23 protein-coding genes are annotated in these 25,211 nt (G+C 63.4%); 11 read left to right on the top strand and 12 right to left on the bottom strand.

All coding sequences use genetic code 11. The features are described 5' to 3' along the window. Positions 1-212: 212 nt before the first annotated feature. Positions 213-1,448 carry a Na+/H+ antiporter NhaA gene (gene nhaA / locus XH88_RS02545; protein ID WP_271613850.1) on the bottom strand — a complete coding sequence of 412 codons (1,236 nt, stop codon included), beginning with the start codon at positions 1,446-1,448 and terminating at the stop codon, positions 213-215. Positions 1,449-1,773: 325 nt separating this feature from the next. Between nhaA and XH88_RS02540 the strand changes: the two genes are divergently transcribed. After that, positions 1,774-1,959: a hypothetical protein gene (locus XH88_RS02540; RefSeq protein ID WP_271613849.1), complete on the top strand. Its 186-nt coding sequence runs from the start codon at positions 1,774-1,776 to the stop codon at positions 1,957-1,959. 13 nt (positions 1,960-1,972) lie between these two features. Here the strand turns inward: XH88_RS02540 and XH88_RS02535 are convergent, their stop codons facing one another. Beyond that, on the bottom strand, positions 1,973-2,281 hold the full coding sequence (locus tag XH88_RS02535) for a hypothetical protein (RefSeq protein ID WP_271613848.1): 309 nt from the start codon (positions 2,279-2,281) through the stop codon (positions 1,973-1,975). A gap of 369 nt (positions 2,282-2,650) precedes the next feature. Between XH88_RS02535 and XH88_RS02530 the strand changes: the two genes are divergently transcribed. From XH88_RS02530 to XH88_RS02520, 3 genes are all read left to right on the top strand, one after another. After that, positions 2,651-3,790, top strand: coding sequence for a hypothetical protein (locus XH88_RS02530; RefSeq protein WP_271613847.1), 1,140 nt, complete (start codon positions 2,651-2,653; stop codon positions 3,788-3,790). Positions 3,791-3,887: 97 nt separating this feature from the next. Beyond that, positions 3,888-4,355, top strand: a complete 468-nt coding sequence (locus XH88_RS02525) for a hypothetical protein (RefSeq protein WP_271613846.1) — start codon at positions 3,888-3,890, stop codon at positions 4,353-4,355. Between the two features lie 227 nt (positions 4,356-4,582). Then, positions 4,583-6,217 (top strand): porin, encoded by a 1,635-nt coding sequence (locus XH88_RS02520; RefSeq protein WP_271613845.1) that lies wholly within the window; start codon positions 4,583-4,585, stop codon positions 6,215-6,217. Positions 6,218-6,266: 49 nt separating this feature from the next. Here the strand turns inward: XH88_RS02520 and gor are convergent, their stop codons facing one another. From gor to rpiA, 3 genes are read right to left on the bottom strand one after another with little or no spacing between them, the layout of a single operon-like run. Next, positions 6,267-7,655: a glutathione-disulfide reductase gene (gor, locus tag XH88_RS02515; protein WP_271613844.1), complete on the bottom strand. Its 1,389-nt coding sequence runs from the start codon at positions 7,653-7,655 to the stop codon at positions 6,267-6,269. Positions 7,656-7,702: 47 nt separating this feature from the next. After that, positions 7,703-8,224 carry a DUF2059 domain-containing protein gene (locus tag XH88_RS02510; protein WP_271613843.1) on the bottom strand — a complete coding sequence of 174 codons (522 nt, stop codon included), beginning with the start codon at positions 8,222-8,224 and terminating at the stop codon, positions 7,703-7,705. A 2-nt stretch (positions 8,225-8,226) separates the two neighbouring features. Further along, on the bottom strand, positions 8,227-8,940 hold the full coding sequence (gene rpiA / locus XH88_RS02505) for a ribose-5-phosphate isomerase RpiA (protein WP_271613842.1): 714 nt from the start codon (positions 8,938-8,940) through the stop codon (positions 8,227-8,229). Positions 8,941-9,104: 164 nt separating this feature from the next. Here rpiA and XH88_RS02500 point away from each other — a divergent pair, with 164 nt between their 5' ends. The 6 genes from XH88_RS02500 (at position 9,105) to XH88_RS02475 (ending at position 15,404) form a co-directional block, all read left to right on the top strand. Then, complete coding sequence (locus XH88_RS02500) at positions 9,105-9,779, top strand: HAD-IA family hydrolase (RefSeq protein ID WP_271613841.1); 675 nt, start codon at positions 9,105-9,107, stop codon at positions 9,777-9,779. A gap of 158 nt (positions 9,780-9,937) precedes the next feature. Next, the gene (locus XH88_RS02495) at positions 9,938-10,414 is read left to right on the top strand and encodes a hypothetical protein (protein ID WP_271613840.1); all 477 of its coding nucleotides are present in this window, start codon (positions 9,938-9,940) and stop codon (positions 10,412-10,414) included. 108 nt (positions 10,415-10,522) lie between these two features. Continuing rightward, positions 10,523-11,557, top strand: coding sequence for a GTP 3',8-cyclase MoaA (gene moaA / locus XH88_RS02490; protein ID WP_271613839.1), 1,035 nt, complete (start codon positions 10,523-10,525; stop codon positions 11,555-11,557). Between the two features lie 171 nt (positions 11,558-11,728). Beyond that, complete coding sequence (locus XH88_RS02485; protein WP_271613838.1) at positions 11,729-12,310, top strand: TRAP transporter small permease subunit; 582 nt, start codon at positions 11,729-11,731, stop codon at positions 12,308-12,310. A gap of 26 nt (positions 12,311-12,336) precedes the next feature. Further along, a complete protein-coding gene (locus XH88_RS02480) occupies positions 12,337-13,992 on the top strand; it encodes a TRAP transporter large permease (protein WP_271613837.1) in 1,656 nt (551 codons plus the stop codon). A 110-nt stretch (positions 13,993-14,102) separates the two neighbouring features. Then, on the top strand, positions 14,103-15,404 hold the full coding sequence (locus XH88_RS02475) for a M20/M25/M40 family metallo-hydrolase (RefSeq protein ID WP_271613836.1): 1,302 nt from the start codon (positions 14,103-14,105) through the stop codon (positions 15,402-15,404). Between the two features lie 125 nt (positions 15,405-15,529). On the opposite strand, the gene XH88_RS02470 is transcribed toward XH88_RS02475, so the two are convergent. The 3 genes from XH88_RS02470 to XH88_RS02460 all read right to left on the bottom strand — a co-directional run bounded on the left by XH88_RS02470 (position 15,530) and on the right by XH88_RS02460 (position 18,400). Next, positions 15,530-16,885: a sensor histidine kinase gene (locus XH88_RS02470; RefSeq protein ID WP_271613835.1), complete on the bottom strand. Its 1,356-nt coding sequence runs from the start codon at positions 16,883-16,885 to the stop codon at positions 15,530-15,532. Between the two features lie 46 nt (positions 16,886-16,931). Then, complete coding sequence (locus XH88_RS02465) at positions 16,932-17,606, bottom strand: response regulator transcription factor (RefSeq protein ID WP_271613834.1); 675 nt, start codon at positions 17,604-17,606, stop codon at positions 16,932-16,934. Between the two features lie 236 nt (positions 17,607-17,842). Further along, the gene (locus tag XH88_RS02460) at positions 17,843-18,400 is read right to left on the bottom strand and encodes a MarR family winged helix-turn-helix transcriptional regulator (protein WP_271613833.1); all 558 of its coding nucleotides are present in this window, start codon (positions 18,398-18,400) and stop codon (positions 17,843-17,845) included. 1,662 nt (positions 18,401-20,062) lie between these two features. On the opposite strand from XH88_RS02460, the gene XH88_RS02455 reads away from it, so the two are divergent. Then, positions 20,063-20,422, top strand: coding sequence for a hypothetical protein (locus XH88_RS02455; protein ID WP_271613832.1), 360 nt, complete (start codon positions 20,063-20,065; stop codon positions 20,420-20,422). Between the two features lie 229 nt (positions 20,423-20,651). Here XH88_RS02455 and XH88_RS02450 read toward each other — a convergent pair whose 3' ends face one another. From XH88_RS02450 to XH88_RS02435, 4 genes are all read right to left on the bottom strand, one after another. Then, entirely contained in the window at positions 20,652-21,740 is a 1,089-nt protein-coding gene (locus XH88_RS02450; protein WP_271613831.1) for a TRAP transporter substrate-binding protein, read from the bottom strand. Positions 21,741-22,160: 420 nt separating this feature from the next. Beyond that, positions 22,161-23,252 (bottom strand): TRAP transporter substrate-binding protein, encoded by a 1,092-nt coding sequence (locus XH88_RS02445; protein ID WP_271613830.1) that lies wholly within the window; start codon positions 23,250-23,252, stop codon positions 22,161-22,163. A gap of 193 nt (positions 23,253-23,445) precedes the next feature. Then, positions 23,446-24,579: an Mrp/NBP35 family ATP-binding protein gene (locus XH88_RS02440; RefSeq protein ID WP_271613829.1), complete on the bottom strand. Its 1,134-nt coding sequence runs from the start codon at positions 24,577-24,579 to the stop codon at positions 23,446-23,448. Positions 24,580-24,688: 109 nt separating this feature from the next. Next, positions 24,689-25,138 carry a VOC family protein gene (locus tag XH88_RS02435; protein WP_271613828.1) on the bottom strand — a complete coding sequence of 150 codons (450 nt, stop codon included), beginning with the start codon at positions 25,136-25,138 and terminating at the stop codon, positions 24,689-24,691. Between the last annotated feature and the right edge of the window lie 73 nt (positions 25,139-25,211).

The following is a 25,211-nucleotide window of genomic DNA, read 5'->3' as shown; positions in this document are numbered from 1 at the left end:
GAGCTGCGATGGGGACGATTGATCGGAGGGAACTTGAGAAGGCCGGACAATCGGCCGATCCATCGCATTCGCGCGGGACAGGTCATCCGACATCACGAGGTTTGCCGACCTTGGTCGGCGTCCTCGCCAGAGGGGCCCGGATTCTTGTTCTCCCCGGAGATAAAGCCGGGCGAGCCGGAATCAAGCCGACATGACTGCGACCAGCCGCCGCATCAGTGATCGTCGTGCACGCGCTGCCGGGAGGCGTATTCCGCGCCCCAGCCGAGGCCGAGCGTCACCGAGATGAGCGAGCCGAGCAGCACGCCGAACTTCGCGGCGTCCAGCAATCGCTCATCGGTGAATGCTAGCATGGCGATGAAGATCGACATGGTGAAGCCGATGCCGGCCAGCAGCCCGATCAGGCAGACGCCGGCCCATGTCACGTCCGGCGCCAGTCGGCATCGGCCGACACGCACGGCAAGCCAGGTCGCCGCGATCACGCCGATCGGCTTTCCCGCGCAGAGCGCAAGTCCGATGCCGAGCGTCACGAATTCGGCGCCGCCGCTGAGCTCGGCATTCCGGAGATCGACACCGGCATTGGCCAGCGCGAACAGCGGCATGATGATGTAAGCGACCCAGGGATGCAGCGCCGCCTCGACGCGGATCACGGGCGGCACGATTTTGGGCTGCGCCGAGCGGACCGGCGTGATCAAGCCGAGCACGACGCCCGCGAGCGTCGGATGGACGCCAGCCATGAGGAAGCCCACCCAGACAATGAGAGCCGGCGGGATATAGGCAAACGCGGAGTTCAGGCCGAGCCGCTGCAGCCCGAACGCCAGCAGCACGCCGAGGAATCCGACGAGGAAGCCGTTGAGATCGAGCCCGCTGCTGTAGAACAGTGCGATGATGAGAACAGCAATGATGTCGTCGATGATGGCGAGAGCCAGCAGGAAGATGCGGATATTGGCGGGGATCGATCGTCCGAGCAGGGCGAGCACGCCGACGGCAAAGGCGATATCGGTCGCCGTCGGAATCGCCCAGCCCTGGCTGCGGCCTGCGACGTTGTTGAAGCCCAGATAGATCAGCGCGGGCACGATCACGCCGCCGACGGCCGCCAGCACCGGCAGGATCGCCTGGTCGAACCGGCTCAGTGCGCCCTCGTGGATTTCGCGACGGACTTCCATGCCGACGACCAGAAAGAAGACCGTCATTAATCCGTCGTTGATCCAGAAGTGCAGGGATCGCGTAAATGCGAATTCGCCTGACCGAAGCGGGATCGGCAGGTTCCAGACATCATGATAGGAATGGGCAACGGGTGAGTTGGCCCACAGCAATGCTGCGGCTGCAGCCACGAGCAGCACGCCACCGCTGACGGCCTCGATGTGCAGGAACTGCTGGAGCGCGACGAGCGCGCGTTCGACGAGGGGAAGGGGTTTCGGCAATTGCCTGCCGGGCAGCTGGTCGTTCATGGCACACGCATCCTGCGTGGCGGCCCGACCATCGCTCGACCTGTCGCTGCCACGTGCAGCGAGCACCCAGGGCGTCTTCTACACCGCGAGGAGATTAACGCAACCCGTTTCGAACTCAGGGAACTCCAGAGCGGGCAGATCGTTGGTGCAACTCACGCGCACTCATCGCGCGACAGGAAGCCGCATGGGCCGCTGGATCGCGGCACCGACGATTTCAGGCACGAGCGCACCCATCAGACGCAATGCTCAAGCGCGTTCATAGCGCTCGCGCAAGCTTCGCCAACGACAACGTCATCCCTGAAATTGCTACGCAGTCGAGGAATGCATGACTGATATCACCTGCTGCGCCGGTTGCGGCCACAGCCTGGTCCCGATCCTGTCCGAGAACGGCCGCACGCGGCCGAACTGCTTCTGGTGCGAGAGCCTCGACGCGCGAACCATGGAGATGGCGAAGTGGGCAGACAGCCCGGCCGGCAAGCCGGGTCGGGCCGCGCCTCACGCCTTGGATTGAGTCACTCTCACCGTCAAACCCGCGCCACAAGGCGCGGACGGAACACAGACTCGACGGCCGTCGCAGGTGCAGCAGCGAGCTTACGCGCCGACCGCCGCCGCGGGATGAAGAAGCTGCTCACGACGATCGGCTCGAAATCGCCCAGTGCGGTGCGCTCCTTCGCAAGCAGGCTCATGACCGAGCGCATCTTGATGATTTCCTGCGCCACGAAGCTGCAATCCTCATCGCGATTGATCTGCTCATGCATGATCGCCTCAGCCTCGCGCATGCTGACGCGGAGCGCTCTGATGGTTCTTCTGATGTCGTTGATGCGGTTGTCCATGGCGGCCTCCATCTCGGTGGCAGCATAAGAACAAAACATGAACATTTTGTCAATCAAGCCCTACCCAGCCGCGGCATCTTTGCGCTGGCAGCGCGCCGATTGGCCGTCCGGCGCCGCTGCACGCGCTCTGGCGAACTTGCTGACAAATTAGACAAATCGCTTCGTTGCTCCGGAAGCGCTGGGCCGCCGCGCGACATCGGACGACATAAGCCGCTGCGCGACCTAACGTCCCGTGCAACCACTAGATTCTTCCCTGAACGGATCTCCCCACGCCGCAGCGCGGGCTCGCTTGCAGCTTCGCGAACGAACTGGCCCAAAATTCGCAACGATGCTTGCCAAGCGAAGCAACGGCGCAGAGCGGAGAACGTCATGAACGTGCATGCTGCGGGCGATCTCAGGACGACTGGCCTCACCCACCCGAACGGCGCGCCGCTCCGCCTCAACATCAAGGACTTCGTCGCGATCGACCGCCACAGGAATGCGAAGTTCGAAGCGACCTATCGCCCGCAAGCGCTCTACAACCGGGCCAACGATGGCTTTCACGCCAACAACGAGACCTTCCTGCTCCACGAGGTCGCGACCAACCTACCGATCTATCGCCCGGACACCGGCCCCACCGATTTCCATCTGCATCTGCCGCCAGGCGGCTTTCAGCTCGTGCTGGTCACCTCGGGCGCGTTCACGTTCGACTATGACGGGCGCTTCTACAATGTCGGCCCCGGCGCGGTGATGCTGCAAAGCGCGATCGTGCATCGCCAGCTGTTCTACACATGGTCGGGTCTTTCGACCGAAGAAAACCTGAAGACGCCGCAGACGGTGGTGCCTGATCCGATCTCGATGGGCTATTCCGGCAAATTCCTCGAAGCCTTCATCACCGACCCTACCACCTTTCCGAATCCGACGATCGTCGGACCTGGCGAGATCGACGAAGCCGAGACGCCGCGCGTGGCCTGGAGCCACGAGCTGCATGATCGCCCGGCCAATGCTGGCTTCTGGCTTCAGGATCCCTTGGCGCTGGATGCGCTGTTCAAGCCGCTCTGTGACGGCTCCGTCAAATCGGCGCAACCGGTTTACGTGCGCGATATCGGGATCGAAGCGCCGAGCGGGCAGCTCGTCACCGGCCATATCATCGCGACCGATCCGCGCGGCCAGTCGCTGCTGCCGAAGAGCACATCGGCTTCAGCAGACGCCACCTGCTTCGTGAAGGGCGAGGTCGTGATCTATCGCGTCATTCGCGGCACGGCCGAGTTCAAGAACAAGGCGGGCGAGATCTTCGGGCTCGGCGCCGGCGACGTCGTGACCGCGGGCAAGAATGCGATCAGCCTGATCGCGGTCGGCGAGAACACCCAGGTGCTCCGGCTCGGCCTTCTCAAGGGGATCGAGAACCTTCGCAGCTGGACACCGACGCAGCGCGACGAGATCGACGGTCTCGCCGGCCAGATCATCACGCAGAGGGACCTTCGTCCCTTGCGCACCGAAGGCAAGCCGGTCGGATATCTGTACGCGTAGGCGCGCGCGGGAACGCAAGCCGCAGGTCTTGCTCGTCCGCGAATGGTGCTGCTAGTCCCTAGGCGATCGAGATGCGCCTGGAGCACCGGTTTCGCCCGTGAGCCGCAACGTCACCAGAACCTGCGGAAGCTGCACGGCCTGCTGCGACGGCTGGCTGCAGATCGAAGTGCGCGGACACAAGGTGCGCAAGGGACAACCGTGCCCGTTCAGCGTCGCGCACCGATGCTCGATCTATCCCGAACGCCCACAACACCCCTGCCGAGAATTCGTCTGCGGCTGGCTGGTCGCTTCGAGCCCGCTGCCGGACTGGATGCGCCCCGATCAATCCAGCATGATCATGCTGGCCGCCAATTTTGTCTGGCGCGGCCTGCCGGTCGACGTCGTGGTGCCTGTCGGTGAGCAGCCGAAGAAGAAAGCGCTGGATTGGCTGACGCGATTTTGCGCCGAGAACAGGCGGCTGCTCGTCTATCAGATCGGCGATGAGTGGTTCGCGTTCGGGCCGCCTATGTTTCAGGCCGACATCACCGAACGCCTTGGGCGCGGCGAAGCGCCATGGGGCCATTGAAGCAAGTCCCGGAATTCGTTCGCTTTTGAGGCTTGATCGCTCGGCGCCGCCGCAATGCGGCAGATCGCCGCGCGACACACTTTGTCAGGAATAGTTGCTCAGCAGACACAGCTGGATGGAAAGTGAGTAGCATCACACCAATCCATTTGTATATGGTATCTGGCATACATTAACTTCCGCTTTATCCCGGGCCCATCAGGAGTCCGCGGCGATAAAGGGGAAACGAGATGAGGAAGGCCTTTCTGCTCGGCACGGGGGTTGCGGCCCTTTGTGCAACCACAATGAGTCATCCCTTGCGAGCTGCAACCCTCGACGATGTTGTTGCCCGCCTCGATGCGCTCGAGCGCAGCAACGCCAAGCTCGCAAGAGAGAACGCGCAGCTTCGCGACCGCGTCAATCACATGGGCACGCCCAGAGCCGCGGCGACGGCCGTCGCCCCGGCTTCGCCCAAGGGCAATCCGGTTCTGCACGCGGCGGTCGCACCGTCCCCTGCACCTGCGCCCGAGCACACCGTCGTCAGCATCGGCGGCGCTCCGCTCTACAGCAAGGCGCCTGGAAGCAATCCGTTCATCGACAACACCACCGTGACGCTCTACGGCCACGTCGATCTCTCCGGCGACATCTTCAACGCCGGTGTCTACGATCAGGGCACGAAGTTCGGCGTCTCCAGCAATCTCACCTATTTCGGCGTTCGCGCGCGGCACAATCTGGATCCCTATGGCTATCCCGGATGGGCGGCCATCGCGCAATTCGAATCCCTCGTGGAGGTCGCAGCCGTTCCGACCGAACGCGCGGCGTTCGGCACCCGCGACAGCTTCCTCGGCATGGAAAGCCCGTGGGGCACGATCAAGGCCGGCAAGGCCGACACGCCGTACAAGAGAGCGACCTCGAAGTTCGATCCGTTCGCGGCCACGCTCGGGGACTACAATTCGATCATGGGCAACACCGGCGGCGACTTGCGCGCCGAGTTCGATTGGCGCGCGTCGCACGCGATCTGGTACGAATCGCCGATCTGGAACGGCTTCCAGGCCGCGGCAATGATCTCGCCAGGTCAGAACATGGCGCGCGACAACAGCGACTTTGCCCTCGGCGATTTCAACTGTCCCGGCACGTCATCGCGCGGCAGCGGCTCCGGTTTCCCCGGGCCTACGCCGCCAAACGGCTGTACCGACGGCTCATACGGCAATCTGTACAGCGCGTCCCTCACCTACAATCGGGGTGGGTTCACGGGAATTGCCGCTTACGAGCTGCATGAAAATACCAACCGGACCGGCGACGAGGGCGCGGTTGTACTGACCAACGGCGCGACATTTACCGTGCCGGCTGGTGCAGTTGGAATTGCCAACGAATGGGCCGCCAAGGTAGGCGCGGGCTACAAGTTCAACGACATGATCGGCACCCTGCAGCTCTACGGCATCTACGAGATGCTGCGCCGCGAGCATACGGTCGCCGCCTTCAACGAGCGCGCGCGCGACGGCTACTTCCTGAGCGCAACCCAGAAGGTCGACAAATGGGACATCAGCGCGTCATGGGCCCACGCCAATGCCTCGCCCGGCTCGCCCGGCACCGGCACTTTCAACACCTACACCGTGGCGGCGCCCGCACCCGCCGGCACGGCGGACTTCGCGCTCAACACCGTCGATTCCAGCGCTGACATGTACGCGCTCGGGGTGAAGTATCACTTCAGCCCGTTCGTGAGTTGGTACCTGGTCGGCAGCTATCTGCGCAACGGACCGGGCGCGCATTACTGCCTCGGCGTCAGCGGACACGGCTACGGTGTGTGCGGACGCGATGCCAACAACAACGTCGTTGCGGGCAACAAGGCCGAAGCCGTCACCACTGGCATGACGTTCGACTTCTGACGCAGGAGAGAATGGCGGGGAGCCTCGTAGCTCCCCGTCCTTTGACGCCCTACTCCGCCGCCTGGCGCACGTGGCGCGCCGTCGGCGTGCGCATCGTCACCAGCTCTTCGGCCGCGGTCGGATGCAGCGCGATGGTCGCGTCAAAATCGGCTTTGGTCGCCTTCATCTTCACCGCGATGGCGACGGCTTGCGTGATCTCGGCGGCGGCATCACCGACGATATGGCAGCCGAGCACGCGGTCGGTCGCCCCGTCGACAACGAGCTTCATCAGCACACGAGTGTCACGGCCGGACATGGTCGCCTTGATGGGACGGAACGTGGTCTTGTAGATGTCGACGTGGCTGAACTGCGCGCGCGCTTCGGTTTCGGTCAGACCGACCGTGCCGACCTCCGGCTGCGAGAATACGGCGGTCGGTATGTTCGCATGATCGACCTGGACCTCTCGCTTGCCGAACACGGTGTCGGCGAAAGCATGGCCTTCGCGGATCGCGACCGGTGTCAGGTTGAAGCGATGGGTGACGTCGCCGATCGCATAGATGCTGTCGACCGAGCTCCTGGAGAAATGATCGACGGCAATGCCGCCGTTCTTCGGATTGATGGCGACGCCGGCCTTTTCCAGGCCGAGATTGGCAACGTTCGGGTGACGGCCGATTGCGAACATCACCTGGTCGGAGGCGAGGCTCGAACCGTTCGACAGATGCGTGGTGAACTCCTCGCCGTGGCGATCGACCTTCGTCACCGTGCAGCCGGTGAGGATGGTGATCCCCTGTTTCTCCATCTCGGCTCGGACGTGGCTGCGCACATCCTCATCGAAACCGCGCAAGATGTTGTCGCCGCGATAGATCACGGTGACATCGGAGCCGAAGCCGGCGAAGATGCCCGCGAACTCCAGCGCGATATAACCGCCGCCCTGGATCACGATCCGCTTCGGCAGCTTCTTGAGGTGAAACGCCTCGTTGGAGGAGATCACGTGCTCGATGCCGGGGATCGCGGCGCCATGATTGGGCGCGCCACCAGTAGCGATCAGGATGAATTTGGCAGTGAGCTTCCTGTCGTTCTCGAGCAGGCGGACGGTGTGCTTGTCCTCGATCACCGCGCGGCTCTTGACGACCTGCGCGCCTGATTTCTCGACATTGGCCGTATAGGCCGCCTCCAGCCGCGCGATCTCCTTGTCCTTGTTGGCGATCAGCGTCGGCCAGTCGAAGGTCGCGGGCGGAACGGTCCAGCCGAAGCCGGCGGCGTCTTCGAGTTCGTGACGGACATGCGAGCCGATCACGAACAGCTTCTTCGGCACGCAGCCGCGGATCACGCAGGTGCCGCCCATGCGGTATTCTTCCGCGATCATCACGCGGGCGCCGTAACCGGCCGCGATGCGGGCGGCACGCACGCCGCCCGAGCCGCCACCGATGACAAAGAGGTCGACGTCGAATTCAGCCATTGTCCACTCCGACCTCGTTCAAGGATGATCCAGACAGATAGGGACTGTCAGATTTCCTTGCCACGCTTGCGCATCTCGGCGCGGAAGGCCCCCATCACGGTCTCGGAGAAGTTGTGCGCCCAGGAATTCATGAAGGCCATGCTGAGACCGATCGCGCGCGGCTCCGAGGTGATCAGCTTCTGTCCGAGCGGCGACTTGTAGAAGGTGACGAGATCCTTGAGCTCCTGCTCGGTGAACTCGCTGGCGTAGATCTGCGCCATGCCCTCACCGATCTCGTCCTGCCGGCCCTGGAGCTCTTTGGCGACGATTGGCGCGACCTCGTTGAGATCCTTTTGATAGTTCAGGTTCTGCTGGATCAGCGCGACCTTGGTTTTCTCGACGAGGCCCGGCACGGCGCCGGCATACATCGCGCTGGCGTTCTTGATCTGGAGGATTTCCTTGGCGGCCGCAATCGCCGCCGGCGAAGCCTTCGGCGGGGCTGCTTGCTGCTGCGCCACAGCCGGGACGGCGGCAAGCGCCAGTCCCACAGCGAGGGTCGCGGCCGGCAAGAATTTCAAAACGCTCTTCATTCCTAGTCTCCTTTCGGCTTTCGCCGTTCAATCACGCGAATTCCCTCGCCACCCGCCAAAACAGCCGAGCTGGCCAAGCCGATGAACAACCCATGCTCGACCACGCCGGGGATTGTGCTCAACGCCCTGGCGAGGCCGGGCGGATCCACGATACGTTCGAGCTGGGCATCGACGATCCAGTGGCCGCCATCGGTGACGAAAACGTGGCCATCTTTGGCCTTGCGGACGGCCATTTGCCCGGAAACGCCGCATTCCGCAAATGCCTTCTCAATGGCGCGACGGGTCGCTCCGAGCCCGAACGGGATGACCTCGACTGGCAGCGGAAACCGGCCGAGCGTTGGCACCCATTTGCTGTCGTCGGCAATCACGATCATGCGATCCGAGGCCGCCGCCACGATCTTCTCGCGCAGCAATGCGCCGCCACCGCCCTTGATCAGATTGAGCTCGGGGTCGATCTCGTCGGCCCCGTCGACGGTGATGTCGAGATGGTCGATCTCGTCCAGCGTGGTGAGCGGCACCCCGCAGCGCATCGCGTCAGTGCGGGTTGCCTCCGAGGTCGGGACACCGATCACCTTGAGGCCGGCGCGCACGCGCTCACCCAGCAATTCGACGAAATGCCTGGCAGTCGAGCCCGTGCCAAGGCCGAGCTGCATGCCGTCACGCACCTCTTCCAGCGCGCGCGCCGCCGCCTGCCGCTTCAACTGGTCCATGTCCACGTTTGCGCCCGCTTTGGAAGTCAGGAATGCCGCCGGTCGTGTCGCTCGCGGCGGCCTATGTAGCCTCGTTTTCATCAGGAGAACAGGGTCTGGGACTACGTCTATAAGGTGATCTTATGGGGCCGCCCCTTGCGCCGGCCCGGCCGGACCGATAGCGCTTTGGCATGACTTCCCCTTACACCCTCGTTTTCGATCTCGACGGCACGCTCGTGGATACGGCGCCCGACCTGATCACCGCCCTGAACTACGTGCTCGACCGCGAAGGCCTGCCGCCGGTGCCGATGGCCTCGGCCCGCAACATGATCGGAGCCGGCGCCCGCAAGCTGATCGAGCGGGGCCTGGAGGCCGAGGGGCGCACCGTGACGCCCGCCGACATGGACCGGATGACGGCGGATTTCATCGCCTATTACGCCGACCATATTGCCGTCGAATCGCGCCCCTTCGAGGGTCTCCTGGACGCGCTCGATCTGTTCGCGGCGCAGGGCCATCGGCTGGCGGTCTGCACCAACAAGCTGGAATGGCTGTCAAAGCGGCTGTTGGATCAGCTCGACTTGAGCCGGCGGTTCGGGGCGATCTGCGGCGCCGACACGTTCGGGGTTCAGAAGCCCGATCCGGCCATCTTCCGCGAGACCGTGGCGCGGGCCGGCGGAGAGGTCAAAGCCAGCATCATGGTCGGCGACGCCGGAACCGATGTCGGCGTCGCCCGGCGCGCCGGAGTGCCCGTGATCGGGGTCAGTTTCGGCTATACGGACGTGCCGATTGCCGAGCTGAAACCGGACCGTCTGATCCATCACATGCGTGACCTGCCGGCTGCCGCGCACAGCCTGATGATGGCTTAGGCGCCGGACAAGCCACTGATAATACTTCGTTATTTTCCTGGAAGCCGCATTAACCATCTATTTACTATGCGTGCCCGGCCGGTTGCTTGCCGGGAACGACGCCCCTAAGGTCCGGCCGGGGTCATGTGGCGGTTCGTCGCGGTAGAAGTGGATGGGTCATGCGTCGTGTCATGGTAGTTGCGCTGGTGGGGGCGAGCTTGGGCGGCTGCTCCTCATTGAACATGTTCAAATCGGCCCCGCCGACCGTTCAGGTCCGGCTCGAATCCAACCCTCCGGGGGCTGACGCCACCACGTCGCTCGGACCGGGCTGCAAGACGCCCTGCTCCGTTTCGGTTCCTGCCCCTGACGCCCCGTTCACGGTCGCCTTCGCGCTGCCCAAATTCCAGCCGGCAAGCGTGTCGGTGAATGTGATCAAGACTCCGGGCGATTTCACCACTCCGGCCTCGGTCACATCAGATCCGAACCCGGTGTTCGCCGAGCTTCAGCCGGCAGTGCCGCCGAAGCCCGTGAGGAAGAAGCCGCACCGGCCAAAGAAGCCGAGACCGGCTGCAGCCGCGCCCGCGGCCGCGCCGGAGGATGCTGCACCGCCCGCCGCCGCCTCGCCGTTCCCGGATCCGAACGCGGGCAAGCGCTGACTTACGTATACCACCCGATTGTCTGAGCCGCGTCCGATGCTTAGATTGCGTGCCAGGCGCCGTTGAAGCAAAGGTGCCCCCGTCGCCGTAAGTGACAAGGCATTTTGTATGAACGGATCCACTGCGAGCCCCCGCACTGCGCTGTCGAGCGCGATGACCGATCCGTTCGGGCGGACGATCTCCTATTTGCGCGTCTCCGTCACTGATCGCTGCGACCTGCGCTGCTTCTACTGCATGTCGGAAGACATGACATTCCTGCCAAAGGCCGACCTGCTGACGCTGGAGGAACTCGACCGGCTCTGCTCGGCCTTCATCGCCAAGGGCGTGAAGAAGCTGCGGCTCACCGGCGGCGAGCCGCTGGTCCGCCGCAACGTCATGACACTGGTGCGCTCGCTGTCGCGGCACCTGTCGAGCGGCGCTTTGAACGAGCTGACGCTGACCACCAACGGCACGCAGCTCGCAAAGCACGCCAGGGAGCTGGCCGATTGCGGCGTCCGCCGCATCAACGTCTCGCTCGACACGCTCGATCCCAAGAAGTTTCGCGAGATCACCCGCTGGGGCGAGATCGACAAGGTGCTGGAAGGCATCGAGGCCGCACGCGCCGCTGGGCTCGCCGTGAAGATCAACGCGGTGGCACTGAAGAATCTCAACGAGGACGAGCTCCCTGACCTGATGCGCTGGGCCCACGGCAAGGATATGGGCCTCACCCTGATCGAGGTGATGCCGATGGGCGAGATCGGCGCGGGCCGCATCGACCAATACCTGCCGCTGTCCTTGGTGCGCGCGCGGCTCGCCCAGCAATTCACATTGACGGATCTCGCGGAGAGCACCGGCGGCCCCGCCCGCTATGTCAGCGTCGCCGAGACCGGCGGCAAGCTCGGCTTCATCACGCCGATGACCCACAATTTCTGCGAATCCTGCAATCGGGTGCGCATCACCTGCACGGGCACGCTGCACACCTGCCTCGGTCACGAGGATGCCTCGGACCTGCGCAAACCTCTGCGTGCATCCGATGACAATGTGCTGCTTGCGGATGCGATCGACCGCGCCATCGGACTGAAGCCCAAGGGCCACGATTTCATCATCGACCGCCGTCACGACCGCCCGAGCGTCTCGAGGCATATGAGCGTCACCGGCGGCTGAGGAATGGGGCGGCTGCGGCCCTATTCCCCTTAGATATCAACAAACTTCCGATTGACTGCCGGCACGCCCGCTGGTTTGGTGCGCCAGCCTCATGCCTGCGCGGCGAGACAAGCCACGCGCCTGTTCGGCGCAGTCAAGACGGCCGGGGCACCATCGGGGGAGGACCAATCTTTGCAAGCGCTCCTTAAGTTGAGCCGTGGGATCGACGCGTTCACGCGCTGGACGGGCAAGCGTCTGGCCTGGATGATCGTCGTGGCCGTCGTCGTCTCGGCGGTCAATGCGGTCGTTCGGAAGGTCTTCGACACGTCCTCCAATTCCTGGCTCGAGCTGCAATGGGTGCTGTTCAGCATCGTGTTCCTGCTCTGCTCGCCCTGGACGCTGCTCGATAACGAACACATCCGCATCGACATCGTGAACAACACCTTGCCGAAGAAAGTACGCAACGTGATCGACGTGATCGGTCACCTGTTCTTCCTCATTCCGCTGTGCCTCGTCATGATCGTCACCGGGGTACCGTTCTTCGAGCGGTCGTTCCAGATCAACGAGCAGTCGGGCAACGCCGGCGGCCTGCCGCAATGGCCCGCCAAATCCCTGATCATGATCGGCTTCGCGTTCCTGCTTGCTCAGGCCGTCTCCGAGTTAATCAAGCGGATCGCGATCATGCGCGGATTGATTCCGGATCCTCACGACTCCCAGGTCTCGGCGCTCGAGGCGGAAGTCGAGCATCTCGTCGAAGCGCTCGAGAAGAAATAGCCGTTGGCGACGGTTCAGGGGGAATCATGACTGCATTCATCATCGCCAATCTGGCACCCATCATGTTCGCGACGCTCGTCGTCGTGCTGCTGCTCGGCTATCCCGCGGCATTTTCGCTCGGCGCCGTCGGCCTTTTCTACGCCGTGATCGGCATCGAGCTCGGCGAATTCCGTCCCGACTTCCTAAACGCGCTTCCCGAGCGCGTTTACGGCGTGATGAACAACGATACGCTGCTCGCCATTCCCTTCTTCACCTTCATGGGGCTGGTGCTGGAGCGGTCGGGCATGGCCGAGGACCTGCTCGACACCATCGGACAGCTGTTCGGAACCGTCCGCGGCGGTCTCGCCTACGCCGTCGTGTTCGTCGGCGCCCTGCTCGCGGCAACGACCGGCGTGGTCGCCGCTTCCGTGATCTCGATGGGATTGATCTCGCTGCCCATCATGCTGCGCTACGGTTACGACCGGCGCATGGCGACCGGCATCATCGCTGCCTCAGGGACGCTCGCGCAGATCATTCCGCCCTCGCTCGTGCTGATCGTGATGGCCGACCAGCTCGGCAAATCCGTCGGCGACATGTACGAAGGCGCCTTCATTCCGGGCCTGGTGCTCGCCGGCATCTACGCGGGCTATGCCTTCCTCGTCAGCATGATCTTCCCGAAGGCCGCGCCCGGCCTGCCGAAGGAGGCAATCGGCTTCCGCGAAGAGAATGGCAGCCGCGGCCTCGGCTCCCTCGGCGCGCTCTTCATCGCGAGCTGCGTGTTCGGCTGGTTCATGATGCGCAACTCCGAGACGCATGGTGCCGACTTCGTCGTGCTCAGCATGTTCAACGGCATCATCTTCGCCTTCGTCGTCGCGGTGGTGAACTGGATCGTGGATAAGCTCACCGGCTTCCGTTTCCTTTCGAAGATGGCCCAGCAGACCACCTTCGTCATGGTGCCGCCGCTGTTCCTGATCTTCCTGGTGCTCGGCACCATCTTCATCGGCCTCGCGACGCCGACGGAAGGTGGCGCGATGGGCGCTGCCGGCGCCCTCATCCTCGGCGCGGCGAAACGGCGGCTGAGCTGGGACCTGATCCGGCAGGCGACGGAATCGACCGCCAAGCTGTCGGCCTTCGTGGTGTTCATCCTGGTCGGCGCCCGCGTGTTCTCGCTCACCTTCTACGGCGTCAGCGGGCACGTCTGGGTCGAGCATCTGCTCACCTCCCTGCCCGGCGGCCAGGTCGGCTTCCTGATCTTCGTCAACGCCTTCGTGTTCGTGCTGGCCTTCTTCCTCGACTTCTTCGAGCTGGCCTTCATCGTGATCCCGCTGCTGGGGCCTGCCGCCGAGCACCTGGGCATCGACCTGATCTGGTTCGGCGTCATCCTCGGCGTCAACATGCAGACCTCGTTCATGCATCCGCCCTTTGGCTTCGCGCTGTTCTATCTCCGATCAGTCGCGCCCAAGGAGCGATACACCGATCGCGTCACCGGCAAGAGGATGGACCCGGTCACCACGGGGCAGATCTACTGGGGCGCAGTGCCGTTCGTCGTCATCCAGATCATCATGGTCGCTCTGGTGATCGCGTTCCCGTCGATGGTCATGCACTACAAGGGCGCCCAGTCGACCATCGACCCGAACTCCGTCAAGATCGAGGTGCCGCAGATCGAGCTGCCGCCGCTCGATTTCGGTCCGCCGCAGAAGTAGCCATCCTGGCCCTCGCGCGTCGTGCTCCGCTTCGGCGGAGCATGACACGCGTGACACGCGCGGCGAACACGGGCATACCGGGCGTTCCTCCAATCCCGGGAATGCCGCGCATGCTCCGATCGTCCCCCGCCCCCTCGCTCGCCGGTTCGTTGATCGCCTCGCTCTGGCTCGCCTGTGCCGCGACCATGGCGCATGCCGAGCCCAACGCGAATGTCGTGGCCGACGTCCAGGCGCTGGCGCAGAAGGAGCAGCAGCCGCTGCTCGACACGCTGCGCGACCTCGTCAACATCGAAACCGGCAGCAGGGACGTCGAGGGCCTGAACGTGATCGCCGGGCGAGTGGCCGACCAGCTGAAGCAGCTCGGCGGCACGGTGGAGATCCTGCAGCCCTCCGACGTCTATCGCCTCGACGATACGCCCGAGAAGATCGGCCCGGCCGTGCATGCCGTCTTCAAGGGCACCGGCACCACGAAGATCATGCTGATCGCCCACATGGATACGGTCTACCTGAAGGGCATGCTGAAGGACCAGCCGTTCCGCATCGACGGCGACAGGGCCTATGGACTCGGCATTGCCGACGACAAGCAGGGCGTCGCGCTCATTCTCCACACCGTGGCGATGCTGCAGAAACTGAGCTTCAGGGACTACGGCACCCTCACGGTGCTGACCAATGGCGACGAGGAGATCTCCTCGCCCGGCTGGCGCAGCACCATCACCAAATTCGCCGCAGACCAGGACGCTGTGTTCTCATTCGAAGGCGGCGGGACCGACGGCACGCTGCGCCTTGCGACCAGCGGCATCGGCTCGGCCTACCTCAGGGTGATCGGCCGATCCTCGCATGCGGGCGCAAGGCCCGAGGGCGGCATCAATGCGCTCTACGAGCTCTCCCACCAGGTGCTGCAGATGAAGGATCTGTCCAAGCCCGAGCAGGGCCTGAAGCTGAACTGGACGGTGTCGAAGGCCGGCACCAATCGCAACGTCATTCCCGCCGAAGCCACGGCCCAGGCCGATGCGCGCGCCCTGAAAGTGTCGGATTTCGACGAGCTGGAGAAGGTGCTCCAGGAGAAGATCAAGAATCACCTGCTGCCGGATTCCAAGGTCGAGCTGAAATTCGAGGTGCGCCGTCCTCCGCTCGAGGCCAACGACGCCTCGCGCCGTGTCGCCGCCTACGGCAAGACGATCTATCAGGAGATCGGAATGTCCATGAAGGTTGCCGAGAAGGCGACCGGCGGCGGCACCGACGCCGCTTTTGCCGCCCTCAAGACCAAGGGCGCCGTGGTCGAGGGCATGGGCCTGTCGGGCTTCGGCGCCCATTCCAACGATGCCGAATATGTCCAAATCAACAGCATCGTGCCGCGTCTCTACCTGACCACGCGCATGATCATGGACCTGTCGACCGGCAAGCTGAAATAGCGATGCTGTCTTCCGCCCTTCTCCCCTTGTGGGAGAAGGTGGCGCGAAGCGCCGGATGAGGGGTTCTCTCCGCAAATTCAATTGTCAGAGGTGTGTGCGGAGAGCACCCCTTGCCCATCTCGCCGCTAACGCGGCGAGCCACCCTCTCCCGCAAGGGGAGAGGGAAAGCCCCCCTCCGCCAGCCTGAACCGCAGCGTGAACTCGGCGCCGCCGCTGGGGAGGTTGTCCACCGCAACCGTTGCGGCATGATCATCGGCGACCCCGCGCACGATCGAAAGGCCAAGGCCCGCACCATCGCTGCGCTGGCGATCCCTGCGCCAGAAGCGCTGGAAGATCAGCTCGCATTCGGCCTCGTCAACGCCGGGACCGCAATCGCGCACCCGCACCGAGCCGTCGTCGCCGACCTCGACGTCGACCGAGGTGTCCCTCGCGGTGAACTTGATAGCGTTTTCGGCGAGATTGAACACCGCGCGCTGAAGCATCTCCGAGTTGCCGTGGATCATCACCGGGGCCTCGGCGCCCTTGAGTGCGATGTCCTTGTGCTGGGCGATCGCGAGCGGCGCGATCGACCCGACCACCTCGGCACAGACGGCGCGCAAGTCGGCGGTCTCGTCTGGATCGAGCACCAGTGTGTCGAGCTCGGCGATCTCCAGGAGCTGGGCGACGATCCGGCTCATGCCTTCGACATCGTCATGCAGGGCCTGCCGCGCAGCAGCATCGCCAAGCGTTTCGATGCGCGTGCGCAGGATCGCGAGTGGCGTGCGCAATTGATGGGCGGCGTCGGCCGTGAACTGGCGTTGCACGCGAAAGCCGTCCTGGAGGCGATCCAGCGCCTGATTGACGGCCGTCACGAGCGGCACGATCTCGCGCGGGATCTGCTCCGTCGGCAGGCGAATGTCGGTGCGAGCAGGGCCAATGGCGCTCGCCTTCTCCGAGGCCTTCCAGAGCGGTGCGATCGCGCGGCGGAAGATGATGATATCGGTGGCGAGTAGGACCAGAAGAATGGGAATGGTGATCCACCCGACCCGACGGAAGAAGTTGGACACGATGTCGTCGGTGATGACGTCGCGATGGGACAGGTCTTCCGCCACGTGAATGCGAACAGAGGTGTCGCCGATCGTCTGGGTCACGTCGGCACCGGAAATCGAATCGGACTCGACGCTCCCGGTCTTCTTGTGGGACGAGAACAGCAGGCGGCCGTCGGCATCGCGGATGTCGTACTGGTAGCGGCCATAGGCTTCCGAATAGAGACCGCGAAGGCTGTCGGGCAGATTGAACGTCACCTCGCCGTCCGGCCGGACGGCGATGCGCTCGGCCAGCGTCTCGGCCTGGGCTCGCATCGCGGCGCGATGCAGCTGGTCGATCTCGGAGTTCAAAAGCCAGAACAGGACCAGCGGCAGGAAGATCGCAACCACCGCCACCGCGATGATGTGCAGGAACACGATGCGCGAGATCAGCGATTTGAACGATGGCGACCTCACTCTTGGCCGCCGCTGGGGCTCGTTCTCAGATCCGGCCCTCGCCACGCTATTTCTCCTCGGCCATCATGTAGCCGACGCCACGGATCGTGTGGATCACGACCTTGGCGCCATGTTCGGCGAGCTGCTTGCGCAATCGGGAGACGTAGACCTCGACCGCATTGGAGGCGACCTCGCCCTCGAGCCCGAAGATGTGATCTTCGACGTTCTTCTTCGACACCACACGCCCCTGCCGGCGCAGCAGGATTTCCAGCACCGAGGTCTCGCGCGATGAGATGATCCGCGGCTTGTCGTCGACGAACATCTGGCGGCTCTCGGTGTCGTAGACGAGATTGGCGAGCCGCAGCGATCGGCCGAGCAACTGGCCGGGACGGCGCAGGATCGCCTCCAGCCGCGCCACCAGCTCCTCCATCGCGAACGGCTTTGCGAGGTAGTCGTCGGCGCCGCTGCGCAGGCCGTTGACGCGGTCCTGCAGCCCGCCGCGCGCGGTCAACACCAGCACCGGCAGCGGGTCCATCTGCCGCCGCAGCTCACGTAGCACCGACAGGCCGTCGCCGTCGGGCAGGCCGAGATCGAGGATCATCGCGGCATAGCCGACGCTGCTCACCGCCTCACGCGCCTCGGCCGCCGTGCCGACGACATCGCTCTCGTAGCCTGCCGCGACCAGCCCGGCGGCGACCAGCCGCGCCAGCTCCGCATTGTCCTCGACGATCAGAAGGCGCATCGCATTCCCGGCCGGATGGCTCCGGTGTCAGCATACGGCTTGCGCCGCGTCTTCGCTGTCTTCCACCATTCGGGGCGGTTCGGCCAGCGAAAAAGCGCTCGACCGACGATCGCCCGCCGTCGTCAGGTTCATGTAAGTCGCGCAGGCTGGGCCCATCATTGTCCCGCTGACCGGTTCGCCACCGCGGCATGGAGATGCCGCAAGCAGCCAAGTCGGGCGTTACGCGGGCGGCGTCTCTAGCTCCGCCCCTCGAAGTACGTGCAAAGCAGGGTCGCGTCTTTTGGAGCCAACGATTTCCGAAACAACCGGCACTTGAAATGATGGTCCTTCCCCTCTCCGCTCTCGACCAGGAACATGCATCGGCTGCAAATGTCGGCACGGTGACGGCGCTTGGCAACATCGAGCCCGGTCAGGACGCGACCAAGCATATCGTGCAGCTGGGATCGCTCCCCGGCCTCGAGCGCCTCGACTTGATCCCGCAGGACGTTGATCGGATCGCGCTCGAGTAACTTCTCGCCTTCACCCGTGATACAAAGCACGATCGAGCGCTTGTCCTCCGCGGATGGCTTGCGGACCACCAGCCCCTTGTTCTGGAGTGCGGCGGCAATCTGCGACGCGGCGCTACGCGTCGCGCCCAGGAAGCTGGCGAGAGCAGTCGGCGTTCGCGAAAATCGGTTTGCGCGAGCCAGAAAGCGCAACGCCATCCATTCCCGATCGCTCAGGCCCGAAAGGTTGCCTTCAAACAGCCAGGTATCGGCCGATTGCACCAGCAGTTGTAAAATCTCGATCGCCATTCTTACACGGAGTCCCCGCGGGAAACGGCGCGCTGGCAACTCGATCGCTGATCGAGAACCGCCGTATTCGGTGAAAGCTGAATTCCCGTCGGGACTGGTTGAGTCCGGTATACCGTACCGTGAAGCCGGAGCGGCGATGACACGCCGCGACTTCAGCCCGATTTGCCGAATTTCGATAACCCGATCGTTCCGCAAAAGGAACACCGAAGAAATACTGACAAGTTCTGCGGCTTCTCCTGTCGCCGGCCGCCTTGAAGCAAGCGTCCATGATCGGCGGCGAGAATGCGTGCAGTTCAGTCCGGCCCGCGCGCGGCTTCTTCAGCGCCATCAGCCTCGCAAGCCGTCCCATGGCGACGACACCTTGCATTTGCGTCCGCCTCATGCCGCGGAACCGAAGCGACAAATTCAAAAGAGGATCGGAAAGCGCCCTCGCATTCGCTCCTGAAATTTGGGACAGGAACATTCCTGCAATTACCAGGTTTTCCCGATGCCCTTCCCCAAAGGGCGACCCCGAGTGGCCCCAGCTCAATGCCCCCCAATATCCCCGCGAGCTGGGGCCTTTTTCTTTGCCAATGGTCACCTGTCTCCATTTTTGTACCTTACCGGGAACGATACCTCGGCTGCGGAGTCGGGCCATGGGGCCGTAGGCGTTGGATTTAGATCGTGCCGCGCTTTCATTTCTTCGCTCGCGAGGCTGCAGCGACTTTGCTGCGCATGGCAAAGACAACAAAAGACCCAGCAGTTGCCGCGGGTGTGGTGCGACGTGCAGCCGATCTCAAGGACCGCACCGGAGAGCTCCCGCCGGTTGACGTTGATGCGGTGGCCGCAGAACCGCCCAAGCCCCCGACCGAGAATTAGAGCCGTCAGAAGCGGCGGTCTGTTTCAAGACGCGAATGCGAGACCGCTTCGCAATGGAGTAACGGGAACATCATCTCGCTGTCGGGAATTAACCCTGCGAGGCCGTCGCCCGCTGTCGTTGCCGGCAGCGCGCGTTGCGGGATAGCCAAAGGTCGTTGACACAACAGACTCGCTTCGAAGAGAAGCGCCCGCGCAGATAGCCAAAGGCAACGGTCTCCGCTTCTCCTGAGAATGGAGACGGCTGGTTCATTTTCACTTCATCGGCGCGTGAGGCGGAAAATGCCTAGCATCAACATTGGGCGGGTGCATAGTCTTGCAATCGTACGCGAAATAGGCGAGCGGCTGGCTCCGATGTTGCCGGAGGAGAAGGATCTACCGCTTAATCTCCAGCGCCAGCTACAGCGGCTGGCTGCGCTGGAGGATGCGCCGCCTCTCGCTCCGGAGCGAGACGAACTGCTACGAGGGGAAAAGCAGGAAGCCCTTGGCGAACCCGCGTCGCGATTTGCCTCGTGGTTCCGGCGGAAGCGCTGATCAGATCATCCCCAAAGCGATGAACAATCCGATCTCCATCAAGAGAGCCACGCCGGCAAGCGCCGAAGTGACAACAAGATCGCTCAAGCTCATGACTTAGCTCGTTTGGCCCCGAGCTCCGACAGGAAACACGCTCAAGCGGTCAAAGTTTCGGTTCCGTGAATGAAACAGAACCAAGAGCCCGCGCCTCGACCGGCAACGACGGGCCGGAACGTTGCGGGCACATCATCGTTCCTCATTTCAGGTTAGCGGGCGCGAAGCTAGGCGAAAACTATGAAATGGATGCTCGTGGTCCTGGTAGGTGGCGTCTCGCCAGTCAATACCGATCTCGTGTTCGACAAATTCAGTGACTGTCTTGCCACCGAGGAGCAAATGCGACAGCATTACTCCGATGCGTTCGATGCTTGGGATCGCCTGGCCGCGGCAAGAATTTACCGGAACCGGGACTACAAGAGAGCTCGCGATCTTCAAGCCAAAAGACTGTTGAGTAACGTGGGAACTTGTGTGCCACACGGCGGCGGAGATCCAATTGTTACGCCGCCGGAACAGCAGAAGCCGCCCCCAGCATCGTCGCAACCCGCAACACCGTCGCAGCAACCTGCTACACCGTCGCAGCCGACGCCGCGAAACTAGCGGCAGCCGTAGCTTTATGGATCATGAGCTGATGTCGGTGGCGGCGATATCGCGATGTCGTATACGCTTCGCTATCCCCCCGATGTCCTAACCTGTTGGTCTGGGCACCGCCATGCCTCCCCCCATCGCCTGCTGGTTTGTCACGCGGCTTTACAGTGCGTTGCACGCCCCCCCACGACAAAGGCCCCGGAGCTTGTGCTCCGGGGCCCGTATCGCGAGACCGCCGCCCTCAGCTCTGCGCGTGACGCGCCATGAAGCTGTCGTAGGCGAGCTCGGCCACCTGGAACCACGAGTAATCGTTGTTCGAGAAGTTCGTCAGCGACTCGTAGACCTTCTTGAAGTTCGCGTTGGTGCTCGCAATCTCGCTGTGCAGCTCCTTCGCCGCCTTGAAGGAAGCCTCCATGACCTCGTGTGGGAATGCGTGCAGCTTGGTACCGCCCGCGAGTAGGCGGCGTAGCGCCTGCGGATTGGCCTGATCGTATTTCGCCATCATCCAGTTGTTGGAATAATGGCCGGCCTGCTCGAGAACGGATTGGTAGTATTTCGGCAGCGCGTTCCACTTGTCGAGATTGACGAAGCTGAGCAGTATCGGTCCGCCCTCCCACCATCCCGGATAGTAGTAATGCGGCGCGACCTTGTAGAAGCCGAGCTTCTCGTCGTCGTAGGGTCCGACCCACTCCGCGGCGTCGATCGTGCCTTTTTCCAGTGCAGGATAGATGTCGCCGCCCGCGATCTGCTGTGGCACGGCGCCGAGCTTGGCCATCACCTTCCCGGCGAAGCCACCGATGCGGAATTTCAGTCCGTTGAGATCTGCGACGGTCTTGATCTCCTTGCGGAACCAGCCGCCCATCTGACAGCCCGTGTTACCGGCCAGCAGCGAGGTGACGTTGTAGCTCTTGTAGAACTCGTTGAGGACTTCCTTGCCGCCACCCAGCATGTACCAGGCTTGGTTGATGCGCATGTTGGGGCCAAAAGGCACCGACGAACCGAAGGTAAAGGTCGGGTCCTTGCCGAAATAGTAGTACGAGGCGGTGTGGCCGATCTCGCAGGTGCCGTTCTGCACGGCATCGAGCACCTGCAGACCCGGCACGATTTCGCCACCGGCGAAGGTCTGGATCTGGAATTTGTTGTCGGTCGCCTCGGCCACTGCCTTGGCCATCACCTCGGCGCCGCCGTAGAGGGTGTCGAGCGATTTCGGCCAGCTCGTCGGCATGCGCCATTTGATTTCCGGCATCGATTGCGCGATCGCCGGAGCCGCGAGCGTGGCGGCACCGGCGGCGCCAAGTCCCGTGACCTTGATGAAGTCTCTTCTCTTCATGATGTCCTGCCCTGATGGGTTGTGATTGTGAGCCTTCTTGCCGAGGCTTGGAGGACAGCATGACGCAAGGAACTCGGGATTTCCACCCTGATCGCACTGCGACAAAGAAAAAGGATCGCCTCGCGAGAGGGGCTGTGCCATTTCGTCTTACGACTTAAGCCGTACACGGTGCGCCGAAGCTCGTCGCTTGGTCAAATGAAGCCGCCCGCAAATTTCGGATTAATCGATTATAAATTGATGCCACTGTTTTGCCCGACGTGTCAACCGAGCCTTGGCGAGCCCGTCCCCATCCCCACGTCATCGCCTCTACTGTGCATGGGGTTGTTTTGCGGATTTTGGGATGCCCCGTCACATCGCCAATGAAAAGCCCGGCCTCGCGAACGAGGCCGGGCGGTTCAGTCCGACAGCGTGAGCCGGAGATCAGCCGCGGGTGCGCGAACGGATCATGAAGCTGTCGTAGGTGTATTCGGCGACCTGCCACCACAGATATTCGTCGGAGCGGTAGGCCTGCATGGCGTCGATCGACTTCTTGAAGTCGGCGTTCTTGGCCGAGATCTCCGCCCACAGCTCGTTGGTGGCCTTGAGGCAGGCTTCCAGCACCTCGTTGGTGAAGGGACGAAGCTGGGTGCCGCCGGCGACCAGACGCTTCAGCGCCGCCGGGTTCTGCATGTCGTAGCGCGCGGCCATCCAGCTGTTGGCGTTGGCCGCCGCGTTGGTGAGGATGGCCTGGTAGTTCTTCGGCAGCGAATTCCACTTCTCCAGATTGGCGAAGGCGTGGACCATCGGGCCACCTTCCCAGAAGCCCGGATAGTAGTAGTACTTCGCAACCTTGGCGAAGCCGAGCTTCTCGTCATCGTAGGGGCCGACCCACTCGGCTGCGTCGATGGTGCCCTTTTCCAGCGCCGGATAGATGTCGCCGCCGCCGAGCTGCTGCGGCACCACGCCGACCTTCTGAAGCACCTGACCGGCGATGCCGCCGATTCGGAATTTCAGGCCGGACAGATCCGCAACGGTCTTGATCTCCTTGCGGAACCAGCCGCCCATCTGGGTGCCGGTGTTGCCGCAGGCGAATCCGATCACGTTCGACTTCTTGAAGAACTCGTTGCCGAGCTCCTGGCCGCCGCCCTGATACCACCAGGAGTTCTGCTGCCGCGCATTGAGGCCGAACGGCACCGAGGCGTAGATCGCGAAGGTGGGGTCCTTGCCGACATAGTAGTACGAGACGGTGTGGCACATCTCGACGGTGCCGTTCGAGGTCGCATCGAGCGCCTGCAGCGGCGGAACGATTTCACCGCCGGCGAACACCTGGATCTGGAACTTGTTGTCGGTCATCTCGGCGACGTACTTTGCCAATTGCTCGCCGCCGCCATAGATGGTGTCGAGCGACTTCGGGAAGCTCGACGTCATGCGCCACTTGATCTCGGGCGAGGACTGCGCAATCGCCGGCGAGGCCACTGCGGCTGTGGCCGCTGCGCCCGCGGCCGACACTTTCAGGAAATCACGACGCTTCATCTTCAGGTCTCTCCTTGCTGGGGTATTTCCCCTACTTCCTCTCGACGGCCGCTCGTTCCGGTGACGCGATGCTCATGCGTCCAACCGAAGGGGCTTCGCTGCCGTGGGCGTTTAACACGGAAGCCACGCTCGCGGAACGCGACAATGGCATGACGGGGGGCGACGAAAGTCGCATGTCCCCAGCCATCAGGCTTCAAGCGGCTGCGATCACGCCCTTGAGCTGGTCCCGCACCTGTCCCGCTATGGCGCGATAGATCGCCGCATGCGGCCCATCAGGCTCGCTGTCGACGACGGGATTGCCGGCGTCCGAGGTGGCGCGAATCGCCATGTGCAGCGGAATTTCGCCCAGGAACGGTACTCCAAGCTTTTCGGCCTCGTGGCGCGCCCCGCCATGGCCGAAGATGTCCGATTTCGTGCCGCAATGCGGGCACTGGAAGTAGCTCATGTTCTCGACGATGCCGAGCACGGGCACGTTGACCTTCCTGAACATGGCGAGCCCGCGCCGGGCGTCGATCAGGGACAGGTCCTGCGGAGTCGAGACGATGACGGCGCCCTTCAACGGCACGTTCTGCGCCAGCGTGAGCTGGGCATCGCCCGTGCCCGGCGGCATGTCGACGACGAGCACGTCGAGCGTGCCCCACGCAACGTCGCGCAGCATCTGCGTCACCGCCGACATCACCATCGGGCCGCGCCAGATCATTGCGGTCTCTTCCTCGACCAGGAAGCCGATCGACATGATGGCGAGGCCAAAACGCCGGAGCGGAATCATTTTTCGTTCGCCGTCCAGCTTCGGCTTCTCGTGCAGGCCGGTCAGCCGCGGCACCGAGGGGCCGTAGATGTCGGCATCGAGCAAGCCGACTTTGAGGCCAAGGTCACGCAGGCCCAATGCCAGATTGAGCGCGGTGGTCGACTTGCCGACCCCGCCCTTGCCCGAAGCCACCGCGATCACGGCGGCGACACCCGGAATTTCGGACTGCCGCGCCATCGGCGACCCGCCACCCTGCGGCGGCTTGTGGGCATGGGCCGGCTGCACGCCTGGTGTGCCACGGCTCGGCTGCGGGGGTGGCGGCGCGGAGCCCGGCTTGCGCTCGGCGGTCAGGGCAACCATCGCCGTGGTGACGCCAGGAATGGCGCGCACGGCGTCTTCAGCCTCGGCCCGCACGGATTCCCAAGCCCGCGCCTCGGCGGCATCGACGTTGATCGAGAAGAAGACCTTGCCGTCGGCGGCGCTGATCGCACTCAGCACATTGGCATTGGTGAGCGCGACCCCGCGGGGCGACTTGATCTTGGCGAGGCTGTCGAGAACCTGTTGCTGCGTCACGCTCAAAGCGCATCTCCTGGAGTAGAGCATGATCCGGAAAAGTGTGGTGCGGTTTTCCGGTCAGATCATGCTCAAGGCTTGAGGATGCCCCATTAGAGCGGAAACGGCCAAAAGGCTACTGCCTGCCGATATCGTCAGCCATCTCCGCGGGCGCCGCTCCCTGCTCCTTCGCCGCCTCGTAATTGAGCTCGATCATGACCCCGTTGGGGTCGTGGACGAAGATCTGCCAGAGGTCGCCGCCAGGCACCTGGCGAGCGTCGAATGTCATGCCCTTGGATGCCAGCCGCTGCTTCATGCCTTCGAAACCGCGGCTTGCGAAGGCGACGTGGTGGACAACGCCGGAATCCGGCTTTTGTGGCTCGGAGGTCGGAGAAATATCGACGAGGTGGACCACCGGCCTGCCCTCGCTGTACATCCAGGCCCCCGGGAAGGCGAAATTCGGCCGGGCGCCTATTTCCAGACCCAGCACGTCCTCGTAGAAGCGGACCGTCTCAGCCAGATTCCGGGTCCGGATGTTGAAATGATCGAGTACGCCGACGCTCACACCGCCCAAACCGACACCCATGCCTCGCTCCCTTGTTTTGAAGTCGTTGAGGTCCGCCATCCTAGCACAGAGGGCTGCCAAACGAAGCCGTTGC

It is taken from the genome of Bradyrhizobium sp. CCBAU 51627, from assembly GCF_028128765.1.
GTDB lineage: Bacteria > Pseudomonadota > Alphaproteobacteria > Rhizobiales > Xanthobacteraceae > Bradyrhizobium.
The sequence above is the reverse complement of the archived record's forward strand: the minus strand, read 5'-3'. Positions and strand labels throughout refer to the sequence as shown.

Excerpts from the sequence above, each read along its gene's own strand:
- XH88_RS02540 (WP_271613849.1), top strand. The coding sequence starts at position 1,774 with ATGACTGATATCACCTGCTGCGCCGGTTGCGGCCACAGCCTGGTCCCG.
- XH88_RS02535 (WP_271613848.1), bottom strand. The coding sequence starts at position 2,281 with ATGGACAACCGCATCAACGACATCAGAAGAACCATCAGAGCGCTCCGC.
- XH88_RS02445 (WP_271613830.1), bottom strand. The coding sequence starts at position 23,252 with ATGAAGCGTCGTGATTTCCTGAAAGTGTCGGCCGCGGGCGCAGCGGCC.
- XH88_RS02520 (WP_271613845.1), top strand. The coding sequence starts at position 4,583 with ATGAGGAAGGCCTTTCTGCTCGGCACGGGGGTTGCGGCCCTTTGTGCA.
- XH88_RS02435 (WP_271613828.1), bottom strand. The coding sequence starts at position 25,138 with ATGGGTGTCGGTTTGGGCGGTGTGAGCGTCGGCGTACTCGATCATTTC.
- gor (WP_271613844.1), bottom strand. The coding sequence starts at position 7,655 with ATGGCTGAATTCGACGTCGACCTCTTTGTCATCGGTGGCGGCTCGGGC.
- XH88_RS02465 (WP_271613834.1), bottom strand. The coding sequence starts at position 17,606 with ATGCGCCTTCTGATCGTCGAGGACAATGCGGAGCTGGCGCGGCTGGTC.
- XH88_RS02530 (WP_271613847.1), top strand. The coding sequence starts at position 2,651 with ATGAACGTGCATGCTGCGGGCGATCTCAGGACGACTGGCCTCACCCAC.
- XH88_RS02450 (WP_271613831.1), bottom strand. The coding sequence starts at position 21,740 with ATGAAGAGAAGAGACTTCATCAAGGTCACGGGACTTGGCGCCGCCGGT.
- moaA (WP_271613839.1), top strand. The coding sequence starts at position 10,523 with ATGAACGGATCCACTGCGAGCCCCCGCACTGCGCTGTCGAGCGCGATG.
- XH88_RS02475 (WP_271613836.1), top strand. The coding sequence starts at position 14,103 with ATGCTCCGATCGTCCCCCGCCCCCTCGCTCGCCGGTTCGTTGATCGCC.
- XH88_RS02510 (WP_271613843.1), bottom strand. The coding sequence starts at position 8,224 with ATGAAGAGCGTTTTGAAATTCTTGCCGGCCGCGACCCTCGCTGTGGGA.
- XH88_RS02480 (WP_271613837.1), top strand. The coding sequence starts at position 12,337 with ATGACTGCATTCATCATCGCCAATCTGGCACCCATCATGTTCGCGACG.
- XH88_RS02495 (WP_271613840.1), top strand. The coding sequence starts at position 9,938 with ATGCGTCGTGTCATGGTAGTTGCGCTGGTGGGGGCGAGCTTGGGCGGC.
- XH88_RS02500 (WP_271613841.1), top strand. The coding sequence starts at position 9,105 with ATGACTTCCCCTTACACCCTCGTTTTCGATCTCGACGGCACGCTCGTG.
- XH88_RS02460 (WP_271613833.1), bottom strand. The coding sequence starts at position 18,400 with ATGGCGATCGAGATTTTACAACTGCTGGTGCAATCGGCCGATACCTGG.
- nhaA (WP_271613850.1), bottom strand. The coding sequence starts at position 1,448 with ATGAACGACCAGCTGCCCGGCAGGCAATTGCCGAAACCCCTTCCCCTC.
- XH88_RS02455 (WP_271613832.1), top strand. The coding sequence starts at position 20,063 with ATGAAATGGATGCTCGTGGTCCTGGTAGGTGGCGTCTCGCCAGTCAAT.